The organism is Rhizobacter sp. SG703 (assembly GCF_012275445.1).
Lineage (GTDB): Bacteria > Pseudomonadota > Gammaproteobacteria > Burkholderiales > Burkholderiaceae_C > Rhizobacter.
Genome location: NZ_JAAZQK010000002.1, coordinates 640,336 through 656,604 on the forward strand (window position 1 = coordinate 640,336; position 16,269 = coordinate 656,604).

Annotated in this window: 7 protein-coding genes and 1 pseudogene; 1 reads left to right on the top strand and 7 read right to left on the bottom strand. The window is 63.1% G+C overall.

What is annotated here, in order from left to right; translation table 11 throughout:
• Window positions 1-31 precede the first annotated feature (31 nt).
• Window positions 32-1,501 carry a phospholipid carrier-dependent glycosyltransferase gene (locus FHT26_RS05835; RefSeq protein WP_168559195.1) on the top strand — a complete coding sequence of 490 codons (1,470 nt, stop codon included), beginning with the start codon at window positions 32-34 and terminating at the stop codon, window positions 1,499-1,501.
• A 179-nt stretch (window positions 1,502-1,680) separates the two neighbouring features.
• On the opposite strand, the gene FHT26_RS05840 is transcribed toward FHT26_RS05835, so the two are convergent.
• The 7 genes and pseudogenes from FHT26_RS05840 to FHT26_RS05870 form a co-directional block, all read right to left on the bottom strand.
• Complete coding sequence (locus tag FHT26_RS05840) at window positions 1,681-2,184, bottom strand: hypothetical protein (protein WP_168559196.1); 504 nt, start codon at window positions 2,182-2,184, stop codon at window positions 1,681-1,683.
• Between the two features lie 181 nt (window positions 2,185-2,365).
• Window positions 2,366-2,761: a lysozyme inhibitor LprI family protein gene (locus FHT26_RS05845; protein WP_168559197.1), complete on the bottom strand. Its 396-nt coding sequence runs from the start codon at window positions 2,759-2,761 to the stop codon at window positions 2,366-2,368.
• A gap of 85 nt (window positions 2,762-2,846) precedes the next feature.
• On the bottom strand, window positions 2,847-9,962 hold the full coding sequence (locus FHT26_RS05850; RefSeq protein WP_168559198.1) for a calcium-binding protein: 7,116 nt from the start codon (window positions 9,960-9,962) through the stop codon (window positions 2,847-2,849).
• Between the two features lie 24 nt (window positions 9,963-9,986).
• A pseudogene (locus FHT26_RS30590) lies at window positions 9,987-10,043 on the bottom strand (hypothetical protein); the annotation flags it as partial.
• Between the two features lie 3 nt (window positions 10,044-10,046).
• Window positions 10,047-13,238: a calcium-binding protein gene (locus tag FHT26_RS05860; RefSeq protein WP_168559199.1), complete on the bottom strand. Its 3,192-nt coding sequence runs from the start codon at window positions 13,236-13,238 to the stop codon at window positions 10,047-10,049.
• Window positions 13,239-14,113: 875 nt separating this feature from the next.
• Window positions 14,114-14,815, bottom strand: coding sequence for a hypothetical protein (locus FHT26_RS05865; RefSeq protein WP_168559200.1), 702 nt, complete (start codon window positions 14,813-14,815; stop codon window positions 14,114-14,116).
• Window positions 14,815-16,269, bottom strand: a 1,455-nt coding sequence (locus tag FHT26_RS05870) for an HlyD family type I secretion periplasmic adaptor subunit (protein ID WP_168559201.1), incomplete at its 5' end; no start/stop codon positions are given. The genes FHT26_RS05870 and FHT26_RS05865, both read right to left, overlap by 1 nt.

Sequence of the window (16,269 nt, forward strand, 5' to 3'; positions counted from 1 at the left end):
CGTCCGTTTCGAAGCCGGGACACTGGCCGCGGTGCTGCTCATCGCCGCATTGTTGACGCTGCGCCTGTTCGCCATGGCGTGGCTGCCGTTGATGGACACCACCGAGGCGCGCTACGCCGAGATCGGCCGCAAGATGCTCGAGCTCGGCGATTGGATCACGCCTTGGCATGACTACGGCGTGCCGTTCTGGGCCAAGCCGCCGCTGTCGTTCTGGCTCACCGCGGCGAGCATGAAGGTGTTCGGCGTCAACGAGCTCGCGGCACGGTTGCCCCACTTCCTGTGCATGCTGTTCGTCGCCGCGGCATGCGGCCGCCTGGCGGCATCACGCCGCGACACCCCACCGCTGGCCACCCTCGGCCTGCTGTGCGGTGCGGCCCTGTCCCTGGTCTCGGCGGGCGCCGTGATGACCGACGAAGCCCTCGTGGTCGGCACCACGCTCGCGCTGTGCGGCCTGTGGCAGGCCTTGCACGGGCCGCGGCATCGCGACGGCGCCATCCTGTTGTTTGCCGGCTTGGCGATCGGACTGCTGGCCAAGGGCCCGCTGGTGCTCGTGCTGGCAGGCCTTCCGACGGCAGCCTGGGCTGTGTGGACAGGGCAGGGGCGCCGCTTGCTGAGGGAGGTCCCGTGGATCCCGGGGCTGGCAGCGACGACCGCGGCGGCCGCCTGGTGGTACATCGCGGCAGAACTGAAGACGCCCGGCTTCATCGACTACTACATCGTCGGTGAACATTGGCACCGCTTCCTCACGCCGGGATGGTCCGGCGACCGCTATGGCTTTGCCCATGCCTTTCCTGCGGGAACGATCTGGCTCTTCGCGCTGGTTTCGACCCTGCCCTGGCCGCTGCTGCTGCTGGCCGCGGCATCCACGCCTCGTGTGCCACGGTCCAAGGCTGCCAGCCCCGATGCCGACACGCGCTCATGGCATGCCTACCTTGCGTGCTGGTCACTGGCGCCGCTCGTGTTCTTCACAACGGCGCGCAACATCATCCTGCCGTATGTGCTGCCGGCCTTGCCGCCGATGGCCTTGCTGGCCAGCCACTGGCTGGGGCGTCGCGTCGGCTCAGGACGCATGCACGCCTGGATTGCCGGGGGACTGGCGCTGTCGACCGCCAGCGCACTGGGACTCCTGATCCACACCGAGCGTTCGGGCACTGTCGCCCGCAGTTCTGCCAAGGCCGTTGTCAACGCCTGGGAAGCGCAGCGCCGACGGAACGGCGAGCCGCTGGTGTTCGTGACCGAACGACTTCACTCGGCTTCGTTCTACAGCGCAGGCCGGGCGGAGTTCGTCGCCTCCCTGGCCGAGGCGCTGAAGCGCCTGGCACCGAACGGCGGCTTTGTCGCGCTGCGCGATGACGACACCAGCCTCCTTGCAAGGTTCGACTGCGTCACGCAGCGAACCGAGGTCGGCGGCTTCGTCCTGCTCCACCTGCCTTCGCCGGCGTGGCCCCTGGCCGGTACCGGTACGCTGGCCACGCACCGCCACCTTGCCTGTGGCGGCTGATCCAGAATCGAGACCCCTGGCCTCGACCCTGACGCATGAACAACGACTCGACGTCTCGGAAAAGGATCTCGCCCGCGTGGTCGACCATCTGCGTGCCATGCCGGCCTGACGCTTGTGCGCCTGCCGCAGCGTCGACCGGCGCGCGCAGGTGTGCGCGTCGATCCCCCATCGCCGGCTGGTCACGAACCCAAAACGCGGCGCCAGAATCGATGCAAGACTGCCCGCCCTGAGGCCTGCAGGTGCGAGAGTGGAATGCGGGACAGCACAGTCTCCGTCAAAACAACGCCATGCGGGTCACCGTGGTCGGCCGCCAATTGCCGCACAACCTCGTATTCCGCGCTGATCGCTGCCATCTGCTCAAACCGCGTTCTCGAATTGGCGTCCCCCGATGCCATCACACTCGCAAGCTCAAGGGCGGCCATGTAAATCGCTTCATTCGCCAGGACGCCTCGTGAGGCTTTGCCGCTGTCAAGATCCTTGATCAGAAACGTATCTTGGGACTTGACTCCGAGCGGCGACAGCAGAATTTTCGCGAACGCCATCGGCACGAACGCAATCAGGCATTCCGCGTCTTCTTTTTCGACGCCATGAACTGAGAGCTTCCGCACGAGTTCGTCGAGATCGTCGAAGCAACTGCGACTCGCGACCTGCATGAAGAGAAGAACCTTCTGATTCGGAAGCACATGCCCTCCTGAGATTGCGAGGCGGTGGAACTTGTCACCAGGTGTTTTGGAAACTCGGCGTGGGGCCATGCGATCGAAAACGGCAGCTGAACACCGGGCATGAGGGTTGAGCTACGGCCGCAGCCCATTGAATACTCTGCCGATGATGTGGCTGGCATTTCGCGAAGCCCTGCGTGGGAACTCACTCGAAATAGGACAACAAATCCTCAAGGTACTTCGTTCTCTCCGCAGTGGTTTCAGCCATGCAGTCACCCAGTTTGGCTGAAGCAAAAGAGCCGCCCGCGCCTTCATACGTCGCCTCGAACGCGCAATGCGACTTCTGGAATTTCAGCCAGTCTCGTTGCGCGATCTGCAAGTTCTCTTCCATCGCCGCTTCACCGTGCTTGCGGAGAGCATTCCGAAGTTGCCAGTACGCGATGTTCAACTTGACATCGGCGGCTGCGTGTCGCGCCGCGGCGCAGGCGACCAGCTCTGCTCCGTGTTCCGGAGATTCGCAGTTCGGCCCCTTCTCCGCTGCAAATGTGCAGAGGTTCAATGTCAGCAACGCTCCAGTGGCAAGCAACCTCGGGTGACTCATCTTTTTCCTCCGACCGTATCGAGGCTGGCTGGCGGCGCGCCGCATGGCGTGCTTGAGGCGAACAGTGCGCCCTGGCGCGTCATGCTCAAATCGTCTGATGCGACACGGCGATGTCCAGCGAGTACCGCCTCGCCTCGGAACCCATGTACAGACCGGTGTCGCTCTCCGCGGGCACCGAGAACTGCGCCATCGAAGAGATCAGCGCAGCCGCTTCCTGATCCATCGACAACACGCCGCCGCCCAGCGACTGCGTCGGCGTGACCGACAGCGGCACCTGCGAACCCGGGATCAGGCTACCGTCGCCCAGCCGGATCTCTTCGATCTTGTTCGCCGTGCCGACGTACCAGTTGCTCACCGTCAGCTTGTCCGCCGTGTTGCCGGTCAGGCCGATCACCAGGTTGTTGCCGCTGCGAGTGAGCGTGACCTGCGACGCGGTAATGCCCGCGCCGAGCTCGATGCGGTCGCTTCCGCCTGCATCGCTCAGCGTGTCGCTGCCGTCGCCCAGGCCCCAGCGGTAAACGTCGTTGCTGCTGGTCGAGCTGTCGGTCAACGTGTCGTTGCCGGCGCCGCCCGCGTAGGTGTCGTTGCCCTCGGCACCAATCAGCGTGTTGCCACCGCTGTTGCCGATCAGCACGTTGGCGCCGGCATTGCCGGTGGCGTTGATGGCGCTCGACCCCGTCAGCGTGATGTTCTCGATGTTCGCCGTGGCGGCGATGCTCCAGGCCACGGCACTGTTGACAGTGTCGGTGCCTTCGCCCGCGTTCTCGGTCACCACGTCGGTGCTGACGTTCACGAAGTACACGTCGTTGCCCGCACCGCCCACCAGCGTGTCGTTGCCCAGGCCGCCGTCGAGCGTGTCGTTGCCTGCGGCGCCGGCCAGCGTGTTGTTTCCGCTGTTCCCCGTCAACAGGTTGTCCAACGCATTGCCGGTACCGCTGATGCCAGCGCTGCCCACAAGCACGAGGTTCTCGACGTTGGTGGCCAGCGTGTAGGTGGTCGAGGTCGACTCCACAGTGTCAGTGCCCGCGCCGCTCGCCTCGGTGATTGCATCGCCGCTCACATCGACCACGTAGACATCGTTGCCGGCGCCGCCGATCAGGCTGTCGCTGCCAACACCGCCGTCCAGGCGGTTGTCACCTGCGTTTCCGGTGAGCACGTTCGCCAAGCCGTTGCCGGTGGCGGCCAGATTGGCGGTGCCGGTCAAGGTCAGCCGCTCGACTTCGGTGGTCAGCGAATAGCTGACAGACGACTCGACGGTATCGGTCCCGCCGCCCGACACCTCGGTGATCACGTCGGCCGCGTTGTCAACGACGTAGGTATCGTTGCCAGCACCCCCGATCATCGTGTCCGCACCGATCCCTCCGTCCAGCCGGTTGGCGCCCGCACCGCCCGTCAACCTGTTGGCCTGGTCGTTGCCGGTGCCGTTGATCGTCCCGGTGCCGGTCAGCGTCAGATTCTCCAGATTGCTCCCCAGGCTCCAGGTCACGCTGGACGACACGCTGTCCATGCCTTCGCCTGTCAGCTCGATCACGACGTCAGCGCTGGCGTTGACGACGTAGCTGTCGTCGCCCTTGCCGCCTTGCATGGTGTCGTTGCCTGTGCCGCCGTCCAGGAGATCATTGCCGGCATGGCCGAACAGCTGGTCGTTGCCACCGAGCCCGGACAAGGTGTCGTTTCCGGACAGGCCCTCCAGGACATCGGCAGACGAGCCTCCGACCAGCATCAGGTTGGACATAACGACCGTGAGCACGAACGGCGCGGTGACCGTACTGCCCGCCCGATCCTCGGCTGTGACCACGACATTCAAGGCGCCTTGATCGACCGCCTCGGCCACCCCGCTGAAGCGCAGGGTCTCCGGATCGAAATGCAGCCAGGCGGGCAGCGGGCTGCCGTCAGCCTGCCGCGCTGAGAGGATCAGCGCGTCGCCGGCATCCGCATCGGCAAAGGTCCCCGCCGGGATGTCGACACCCAGCCAAGAACCTTCGTCGACCGTCTGCGCCTGCAAGTCCAGCTGGCGCGTCGGCGCATGCTCGCCCGAAAGATCGTTCATGTGGGTCAGGATGTCCGCCAGGGACCAAGCGGTCCCATCATCGAACTCCAGGCGTTGCAACGGATTCGCTGCGCCATACGGATCGTTCTGGGCGAAGAACGACACAACCTCGATCCGGTCGGTGCTGCCGATGATACTGATGAACAGGTCGTCGCCGTGGCGCATCAGCGTCAGGTCGCCGACGCCAATGCCCGATGCCAGGCGCAGGACGTTCTGGCGGCCCGAGGTCGCGTCTGCGGCCTCCATCAGCGTGTCGCGGCCAGCGCCGCGCTGGAAGAGATAGACATCATTGCCGGCGCCGCCATCGAGGACGTCTGCCCCGTGTCCCCCCGTCAGCGTGTCGGCACCGCTGCCGCCCTGCAGCGTGTCGGCACCGCCGCCGCCGCCGATCACGTCGTCGCCCAGGCCACCGAAGATCGAATCGGCGTCCAGGGTCCCTTGAAGACGGTCCGCAGCATCGGTCCCGCCGAAGTACCGTGCCAGGATGTCCGACTCCGTCCACACCGTGCCGTCGGCAAACACGAACCGGTTGACCGGGTTCCAGTCCATATCGCCCGGGGCGGAGCGATGGAAGAAGCCGTCAAGGGTGATGCTGTCGCCGGATCCCTTGAGCGCCACGGTCAAGGACTCCCACCCCCGAGGACCTTCCGTCGTCCCGCTGGTGAACGAGTTGACCGGGAGAGCGGCATCGAACACGCGTTTGAGTTCGATATCCGCAGCGGAAACCTCCGCCTTGAACATCAAGGTGCCGTCCGACCCACCATCGATGCCAATGAAGTCTCTGCCATCTCCCTTGCCGAACAGGTAGGTGTCGGCCCCCTCTCCGCCAGACAGCACATCATCGCCAGCTCCGCCGTCGAGCGTGTCGGCACCCCGCCCACCCTCCAGCAGGTCGTTCTGCTGGTCGCCACTGAGCACGTCGTTACCGTCCTCACCGAAGAGGCTGTCATCGTCTCCGCCGCCGCTCAGGGTGTCGTTGTCGCCGCGACCGAAAATCTGATGCTGGCCAGCACTGCCCAACACCAGGTCCTTGGTGGCAAAGCCGGTGATGCTGTTGTCCCCGGCATCGGTGAGCAGGGTCCGCTGCTTGATGTCCGGCAGCGCCCAGATCGTCCCGTCGGAAAAGCGGATCTGCTCGACGCCGCGCACCGTCGAACCGGAGGGGTCGAAGACGACGCGGAACTGAATACTGTCGCCGGTGTCGCGGATGCGCAGCGTCACGTACTCGCCGCCGAATCTCAGGTCCACATCGCCGGGCAGCACGCCGCTCTTCAACTGGATCGAATCCGAGTCGCCGAGCACGTTGGAGTAGCCGTTGACGTTGTCGATGCCATCGCCGCGCCCGAACAGGATGACGTCGCTGCCGGCACCCGCATCGATCGCGTCGTCGCCCTGGTCGCCACTGATCGTGTCGTTGCCGCTGCCACCGAAGAGGTAGTCCACGCCAGTGCCACCGGACAGCACGTCATTGCCGGCATCGCCGAACAGGCGGTCGTTCTGCGCGTCGCCCGACAGCGTGTCGTCGCCTGCGCCGCCGGCCAGCATGTCCGCGCCCTGTTGGCCCGACAGGAGGTCCGCCGCCGGCGTTCCCATCGCGTTGTCGTTGCCCGCACCGGTCGCCCCCAGCCACGCCGTCACGGACGCCTTGTCCCAGCTCGATCCGTCGGCGAACCGGATCAGTTCGCCCTGGTAGCCCGACTGCGCCGCGCTCGCGCTGAAGTAGTTGTCGAGCACCAGCACGTCGGAGGTCCCCTTGATTGCGATATGGAGCGAACCCGAGGCCTGATCCGGCTGCGTCGTGTTCGTCGACCAGCTCAGGACGAGGTCGCTCGGACTGATGCCGGCATCGAGTTCTATGACATCGCCGATGCGGTCGGCATCTGCCCCCAAGACCTGGTCAATGTCCGACCCGCGACCGAAGCGGATCACGTCGGTGCCGGTGCCACCCCGGATTTGATCTGTGCCAGCGCCGCCGCGGACGGTGTCGTCACCGTCACCGGCGTCAATGAAGCTGGCCTCCGCGCCACCATTGAGGCTGTCTGCACCCGCGGTTCCCGTGAGGGCCGGCGTGCTCCAAGGGTCCTCGGTGCGCAACTGGACAACATCTTGAATGCTGAGCAGCGTACCGTCCGCAAACCGGATCTTGGCGACCCGCGAAGGCGAAGACGAACTGGGGTAGCCGTAGAAGTAGCCCTGAATCAACAAGCTGTCCTGCGTGTTGCCTTTGACCGAGATCAGAAGGTTTGTCGGGTCGCCGTCGATGGGCGTGGAGAAACTGATATCCGCGAGCGTGAGTCCCGCCCCGATCTGGACCGTGTCTTCGAGATCGCCGGGGAGACTGTAGTTGTGGAGGGAGTCGTGCCCCGCCCCCCGACCGAAGAGATAGACGTCGGCGCCTCGCCCTCCATTGAGAACATCGTCGCCGGACCCGCCGTCGAGCGTGTCGCTACCTGCGCCGTCATGCAGCACGTCATCGCCAGCGTCGCCCAGCAGCAGGTCGTTGCCGGCGCCGCCCGAGAGGGTGTCATTGCCGAACCCGCCGTTCAATGTGTCGTTCGAGGTATAGCCGATGATGTCATCGTCGCCATCGGTCGGCATTAGCAGTCGGGCCCGGACATCGTCTTGAGACCAGACCGTCCCGTCGGCAAAGTGAATCCCCTCCAGTCCGAAGACGCCGTCGTAGTCGTTGTCGATGGGGCCAACCGGAGTCGCGTAGTACAGCGAGTCCTGCGTGCCCTTGATGCCGAGCAGGAAGCCACTGCCCCAGCTCTTGAGTTCGACATCCTGTGTGGACACGCCGGTGCCCAGCACAATCCGGTCGAAGGGTGGTGCGCCGAAGCCCGGGGCATAGCCCAGGATTTGGTCCTGTCCCGCCCCTCGGCCGAAGAGGTAGGTGTCGCCACCCTCACCACCATCGAGACTGTCATTGCCGGCGCCACCGTCCAGCGTGTCGTCACCGAACCCGCCGACCAGGATGTCTTCCGCTTCGCCGCCCAGCAACAAGTCGGCACCGCTGCCTCCGTCGAGGCTGTCCGGTGCGGCGCCGCCACTGAGCGTGTCGTCGCCGTCCCCGCCTTGCAAGGTGTCCTGGCCCCATTCCCCCAAAAGCGAATCGGCGCCCGCGCCGCCTACCAGCACGTCGCGGCCGCCACCTCCGAGGAGCGTGTCGTTGCCGATTCCGCCCACAAGGGAATCGTTGCCTTCCGAGGCGACGCCCGGCAGTGGTTGGGGTTGTCCGAAATGAAGCATGGTCCCGTCGGAAAACACCACGTCCACCGCGCCGGCCAAGCTCATTCCGTCATACCCTGCGGTATCGCGAAATTCCAGGTAGGTTTGCGTCCGGTTGCTGATGTCGGCCAGGGTCAAAGCACTGTCCACACGAACGATGTCCACGCCGTCGGACGGTTGCAGTCCGCCACGCACCAGGTCAACGCCGGATCCACGGCCGAAGAGATAGGTGTCCACGCCGGCGCCCCCGTCCAGGGTATCGTTGCCGGCGCCACCGGACATGGTGTCGTTGCCGAGCCCACCGAACAGCTGATCCGCGCCGTCGTTGCCCAGCAGGAGATCCGCACCGTCCAATCCTTGCAGCACGTCGTCGCTGCTTCCTCCCGTCAGCGTATCGCTCTGGTTGGATCCCAGGACTGCGATGCCGTCGGGCATCACTGCCGGGAAGGGAATGCCTTGGGCCACCAAGTCGTCCCAGAGCACCACATCGCCATTGCTCAGCAGGATGCGGTCGAACGGCCGGTTCGAGGAATACACGCTGGTGTTGCGGCTGAAATCGAAGCTGAGAACTTCCTGGGTGCTGCCGAGCACCAGTTGCATCTGCCCGGCGCTGTTGAAGCGCAGATGCAGGTCGGCTGCAGCAACGCCGGTGCCCAGCTTGAGCGTGTTGCCGGCGTCATGCGAGGTGACCGGACCGGGATCCACGACGATCAAGTCGTTGCCGTCGCCCACCGAATGCACGAGGGTGTTGGCGTGATCGGCCGTCACGGTGATGCGGTCGTTGCCTTGGCCCCCAAAAATGGTCACGCCGAACGCCTCCGGCGCCACGCTCAGGTCGTCGGCGACCAGCCCACCAGACAGCGAACTGCCGCTTCGGCTCGCCGTAGCGATCACGCGCTCGCTCAGGCGTTCGCTGACCAGTTGCCCGAAGTCCATCGACGTGCCGCCGATGCTTACTGTCGAGACGGCGCCGCTGAGGCCGCCGGCGATCACGAGCTGGTGGCCAATGCCCATGTGCAGCACCAGGTCGGTCCCGTTCTGGGTGGTGAAGCCGACACCAGACAGCGTCACGCCATTGAGTTCGAGCCGGTTCTGGCCCTCGCTGTCAATGATGGTGTCGACCGTGTTGAACGGCCCTGCATCCAGGTCGTCCTGCGACACGCGGTAGACATCGTCGCCTTCGCCGCCGCTCATCCAGTCGACGCCGTCTCCACCGACCAGGGTGTCGTCGCCGGTGCCGCCAACCAGAGAGTCGTTGCCGACGCCGCCGTCGAGCAGATCGCGACCGTTACCTCCGACCAGCACGTCGTCGCCTTCGTCGCCGTGCAGCGTATCGTCGCCCGTCAGCGCGGAGACGGCGACCGAGGTGTCTTCGTCTTCGCCCGACAGCCAGTCGTTGCCTGCGCCACCGGCCAGAAAATCGTCACCGCCGTCGCCGCGGATGATGTCGTCGCCCTCGCCGCCATCGATGTCGTCATTGCCGTGGAAGTCGGCCGCGACACGACCGACGTCCGCATCGCCGGACAGCAGGTCGTTGCCGCCGCCGCCGAGCAGGGTGTCGTCGGCGCCATCGCCGAACAGCACGTCGTCGCCGTCTCCACCGTCGAGCTGGTCCTCACCGTGGTCAGCGCCAGCCAGCTTCGACTCGTTGTCGTCGCCATACAGAACGTCGTCCCCCTCGCCGCCAACGAGTGTGTCATCGCCACCCTCGCCCTGAAGGTAGTCGTCGCCCTCCTGTCCGTCCAGGTTGTCGTCGCCTTGCTGAGCGGCTTGCAGGTAGCCAGGATCGCCTTCGGCAAGCGAGCCGGCATCGCCCCACAGGCTGTCATCGCCTTGGCCACCCGACAGCACATCGTCCTTGCCGCCACCCAACAGTTGGTCGTTTCCGTCGCCGCCGTCGAGCAGGTCAGCGCCGGTCAGCACGGCATCTTCCGTCGTCAGGGCCGAGTCGCCCCAGAGGGTATCCGCACCAGAGCCTCCGTACAGCGTGTCGTCTCCGCCGCCCGCCTACAGCAGGTCGTCTCCGTCTTCGCCGTTCAGGTAGTCATCGCCGTGCCATTCCCCGGCCAGCCGCGATGCGTCGTCATCGCCGATGAGCTCGTCGTCTCCATCGCCGCCATAGAGGGTGTCTGCGCCGCCGGCGCCGATCAGCGTGTCCTGTCCGTCCTCGCCATCAAGGTAGTCGTCGCCGTGATACTCGCTCTCCAGTTGGAAGTTCGGGGCATCTGCCGCGGTGTCGCCGACGAGCTGGTCGTCGTCGGCGCCGCCGAACAAGGTGTCATCGCCACCATTGCCGAACAGCAGGTCATCGCCCTCCTCGCCGTCGAGATAGTCGTTGCCATGATCGGCGCCATCGAGCGCGGTGGAGACGGCGTCCCCCGTAAGGGTGTCGTCGCCGCTGCCGCCGAACAGATCGTCGTCCCCGCCTTCGCCCCACAGCCGGTCGTTGCCGCTGCCGCCGTCCAGGTAGTCATTGCCATGGATCGAGGCGGGCACGAGATCCGATGCAGCATCGCCTTCGATGTCGTCGTCGTCGTCGCCGCCGTAGAGCTCGTCGCTGCCGCCCTCGCCGATCAGCGTGTCGTTGCCAGCGCCCCCGACCAGCACATCGTCACCGTTCTGCTCCGGCATGGTGGTGTTGTAGTTGTTGGGCGCGGTGTTGACACTGTCGCCGTGCAACTCGTCGGCGCCATCGCCACCGTCGACGTAGTCGTTGCCGCCCATCCCGTAGACCAGATCGTTCCCCGCGTCAGCGCGAACGACGTCGCTTGCGGTTCCGGCTGCGACCCAGTCGTTTCCCTCACCGGCATCGATGACGTTGCCCTGATCGCTCGACACCGCAGGACCGACGCCGGGGATTCTCCACACGGTGCCGTCGATCGTCACCCAGCTCGTCGCGGTCTCGCTCCAATGGGCACCCGCTGCATCGGAGGAGCCGAAGATGTAGTCGTCCCCGGCGCCTCCATTGAGCACATCGGCACCCGCTCCGCCTGCCAGCACATCGCTGCCATCGCCGCCTTCGAGCACATCGTCGCCGGCCAGCCCTGACAGGGCGTCATTGCCACTCAGGCCAACGAGGCTGTCGGAATCGGACGCGCCCGCCAGCTGGTCATTGGGGCTGGTGTGTGTATTCCCGACCTGGGTGGAGACAGGCGCAACAGGGACCTCGTCGAATGTGAGGCCGAAGCTGCCGCTGGTCCAGTTGCGGACGGTGATCTCGTCACGGCGATCACTGAAGGAAATTGTGAGATCGATGCGTGAGTCGCTGATTCGGGTCAGTGAATAGATGACCTTTTCATTTGCGCTGCGGTACCGTCCCTCGGCGACCTTCTTCCCTTGCGGCAGGCCCGATTCGAAGCCAACGACGCTGAGCACACCTTGGCCATCGCTGTCCTCCACCACGTCGTGACCCCAGCCGGTACCAAAGCGATAGGTATCGATTCCTTCACCACCTTTGAGTTCATCCGCACCGACGCCTCCCTCAAGCCAATCGCCTCCCTGCCCGCCCAGCAGCGTGTCGTTCCCTTTTTCGCCATAAAGGGAATCGAAGGCAGCACCACCCTCAAGATAGTCGTCACCATCGCCACCATTGAGTTGATCCGCACCTCCGCCGCCGAACAGGCGATCACTGAGCGCGCCTCCGCTCAGAAAATCGTTGGCTTCCCCGCCAAACCGAACGTAGTGTGAAGTCAAAGTTCCGGGATTGACACCATCAATATCAAGACTGATCCCACGAGATACATCCTGATAAATAAAGTCTCCTTGAATAGGGATCGGAAGAATTCCCCCCAAGGAAGTTAGCCGTTTTTCATATGACAGATTTCTATTGTTGTAGGCTTGCAGCCAGACGAGCATCTCGGAGCGAGCGGATAGATAGCCGTCTGTGAAAATGGCCGCACCTCCGTCACGTCGTTCCTTTGACATGCTCCGGTCGGATTGCCAGCTTGTGTAGACATTGCCCCATGAACTCTTCAAGACGTTTTCGAGTGACGCCTGATTGGCAGCATTCGTCCCCGAAAGAGAAATGGGACCTAGTGATAGAAGGCTTACCAATGAGCCGAAGTCAGCTCTCGCTTTTGAAGCGAGGTTTAGCCCGCTCGATTCAATATGTATTTTCCCTGCAAGTCCTTCAAAATCCGCTCGCAATGTCGCCAGTGCAGCATGAAATGCAACCCGAGAGGGGGGACTATCGCCTGCGTCTCCTATTGGAACATCGGGATCAACGCCCCGAAGTATTGTAGCAACCGAGTCAATGGCGCCTTCCAAAGCATCATTGCGATTGGACGAGGCGGCTTCGTACATGGCACTTAGTTTGCCGAGATCAAACTGCGGATCCAAAGTCGCCAAGAAATCACCTAGCGCCAATGCGTCCGTCAACTTGAACATAAAGTGATTCGGCACGGTTAGCACATCGAGACTCTCTTCATTAAAGAGCCCTATTCGCAGGCCAATCTGACCCAGAGTTATATTTTGCGTAGTGAGATCAGGCCCATGAGTTGCATAGAAATTCGTCTGCACACCACCATTTGGAAAAGCGCTAACGCCCATACCGAGCGCCGCTTCAATTTGATCGAATGAGAATCCACTCAAAGGATTGAATGTCGCGCTGTTGTAGGTATAGACATGGAGAATTGGCAGGGAGTCGCCGAAGATCCTGCCAAAAGCTGTGGCCAAGTGCCCGCCGAGGCTGTGTCCGTTCACCACGACTGATGTAACAGCACTCAACGTCCCATCGCCCACAGCTGGGGCAGTGGCCCCAATTCCCACACTACCCAGGGATGTCGGTCCCACTTTGATTTGCGGGCAAGCGACACCCGCCGGCGTCCGCGCACGCAGCCACCAGTTCACCATGTCAACAACCTGTGCCCGGGCCAAGCCGTTGAGAGTGAGATCCCCGTCGGCCGCAAAATCGGCTAGGCCTTCAGTACCGCGCGTTGATACGAAGACTTGCCCATCGGCCTTGGAACGAAAAACCGTTACGTCAAATCCGCTCTGACTTAAATCATCGGTGAGGTACTGCTGAATCACATCGAAGTGCGAAGAAAAATACTTTGCCAGATCAGGCGTAAGGCGGTTCTGAAGCTTAGTTACCAGCGCTGCGCCAGAAACAGGGATCCCACCCTCTACAAGCCCATCAACATATGTTGCATCGGCAAGCAATGCATTGATAAATGCATTGTGTATTGAATTTATTTCCATACCACCCCCTCAAAGCCACTTATAAAAAGCACAATAAGGGAAATTTCTAGATCACCCGTATTGTCGCGCGAATTAGGATTAAAGCGGTCCATCAATTTATAATTCTATTAGTAATCGCATGCAGTCGCCTCGCCTCTTCCGGCTGATCGCCTGGAAAGCATTGGGCGCGACCGAGCAGGGGACCGTCGCCTCCGCTCATATTTACGGCCCAATGGCGTCGTACGAGCCACCCCCCCTTTGCAACAAAGGCTTTTCCGGTGGCTATGATTGCGCCGGATGCTACATCTGTATAGCTGATCGCAATTTCGTTTGCTGGACGAATAAGACCGGGCACTATGCTTGGGACACTCGCTGCATAGATGAGATCGAATCTCTTATCGGCCGCACCGGCTGATATTTTGTATACAGCGCCCCTCTTACACAATTCCTCAAACTCGGAGCCCCCCAAAATCTCATCGTAAATTGGGATGAGAAACAAGAGCACAACAGCCGCTCCACCAGCAACCATTCGCATTATTTTATTATCTACACGAAAGGTCAGACCATAGCCAACAAGAAATAGAAACCCAGCCCAAAGGACGAGAATCAACAGAATGATTAATGCAGCCACAGTTTTCTTTCAGAATTTATTTTCAGCACGGAGCAGGAGAGCCACTCGTGTTTGTGAACGCATAGGTAGACACTCGCCACGAAGCCGGTTCCCTTATCATTCGGCTTGTATCCACTTGCTCTCTCTAGCTGGGTTCACCCGTCCGGGACTGGCAAGTTGTTGATTGGGCTGCGAACGGGATTCCCGGCTTGATTGTCACCGTCTTGATCATAGTTTCCATAGACGTTTGCCGACATCGATGAATATTCGACTGTACCCACCATACTCATCTCCTCTGATCAATTGCCCAGCGGGCGCAGGCAATTCCGTTCGAAATGTAGTATTCCTTGATGGTTGCGGGACGCCTCGCGTTCTCGACCTTGCCATCCACAAAGGGGTAGGCATCACGCTCGGCCTTGAACGCCCAGGTGATAAGTCCCTTGGCATCTTCGACCCCGTTGCCTCCCCAGTATCTTGCATACAGATTTGACAACGCCACATCACTCGGAAAGCTGGCGGCGTCGACCTCAACCCATTCCCCGGCCTGCTGCCTCCAGACCTTGATGGGCAATGTAGACGTCGGTTTTCCCTCACAGAATTCGACGCCCCCGTTCTCCGCCGTTACTACGTAAGCATTGCCATCAAATATTTCCAAGGATGCGAGCTGCCGACTCCCCTTCCAGTGGATATTCAATGGTGCATAGTGGATCTCGAAATCTATATCAGCACCCGGTATCTCAGACAGGAACGGCTGTGGGTTTGCTCTAGCGACGCGTTCTATGACTATCATTCTTCCGTCATGGAGCCGCACCTCTTCCGACCATTTCGCTTCTTCGATTTTCTTTCCGCATCCGGCAAGCACAGCCAGACTGACCGAGAGGATCAACAAGGAATGCCTGTGAATTGATCTGGTAGGCAATTTCTTTGCGTGTTGCTGGTTCACTGCACCACCTTCAAGACTTGATAGTTGGTTGAGAAAAGTGCCCATCACCGCTCCTTCAAACTGTCGTTGAGGCGCTCACGCACCGGGCTCAGCAGGTAGTCGATGACCCGGCGCCTGCCGGTCTTGATCTCCGCCGTCAAGTTCATTCCCGGCGACAGGTGCACGCGCCTGCCATCGACGTTGATGTCGCGCTGGTCGAGCTGCAGCGTCGCCGGGAAGCTGGCGCCTTGCGGCGCCTTGTTGTCGGCGCCGTTAGCGTTGCCGCTGAAACTGTTCTGCGGTGCACGCGCCGGCTCGGTGATCACCGCATCCGCTGCCACGCTCGTCACCTTCGCGCCCACTGTGCCGTAGCGCGTGTACGGGAAGGTCTCCAGCTTCACCTCGGCGTGCTGGCCTTCCTTGACGAAGCCGATGTCCTTGTTCTCCAGCGTCACCTCTGCCGTGACTTCGGCCCGGTCGGGCACCACCACCAGCAGCACCTGCGCCGGCGTCACCACGCCGCCGGCGGTGTGCACCGCGAGCTGCTGCACCGTGCCGTCGACCGGCGCGCTCAGCTGCGTGAGCCGCGTCTTCTGCGTCGCCTTCACCGTCTCGGCATTCAGTTGCCGCCGCTTCAGCTCGGCGTCCGCATGGCGCTCGCCGAGCACGCGCACGATCTCGGCGCGCTGCGCCGCGTGGCCCTGCTCGCTCTCGTGCTGCGCGGCTTCGGCCTCCAGCTGGCGGGCGCGCGCGGTCGCCAGGTCCTTCTCCATCTCGATGCGCTCGCGCGTGCGGTCCTGGCCGGCGTGGCCGGCGATGAAGCCCTGCTCCGACAGTGCCTTGAAGTCGGCCTCGCGCTGGCGTGCCAGCGGCACGGTCGTCTCCAGCTTGTCGATCTGCTGCGCCACCGTCTGCGCCTCGGCGCGGTGCTTGGCAGCCTCGGCCCGCAGCTTCGCCAGCTTGGCGTTGATGTCGGCCCACTCGCTGCGCAATTGCGATTGCACCGCGCGCCGCCCTTCGGCGTTCAGGTCAGGGTCGGGCGCCAGTTGCGGTTCGCCCCCGCGCTCGAGCGCATCCAGCAGCGAGGCCGCGCGCACCGCCTCCGAGATCGCCGACGCCCGCTCCTGCATCACCCGCCCGCGATCGGCCTCGGCCAGCGTCGCATCGAGCTCGATCAGCAGTTGCCCCGCCTTGACCCGGTCGCCGTCCTGCACCTGGATGGCCTTGACCACGCTCGCCTCGAGCGGCTGGATCAGCTTGCTGCCGTCGCTGACGACGATGCGCCCCGGGGCGGAAGCCACGATGTCCAGCTCGCCGAAGCTGGCCCACAACAGGGCCACCACGAAGAGCGCGCAAATCACGAAGGCTGCACGCCTCGGCGCGGGGTGCACCGGCGTCGCCTGCAGACTCAGCGCCGCGGGCAGGAAGGCCGCCTCGTCGGCCAGCCGCTTCGGGCCCGCCAGTTCATGCCGCGCCTGCCAGGCCGCGGCGAACACCGCGCGGTAGCGCGCCAGCAAGGC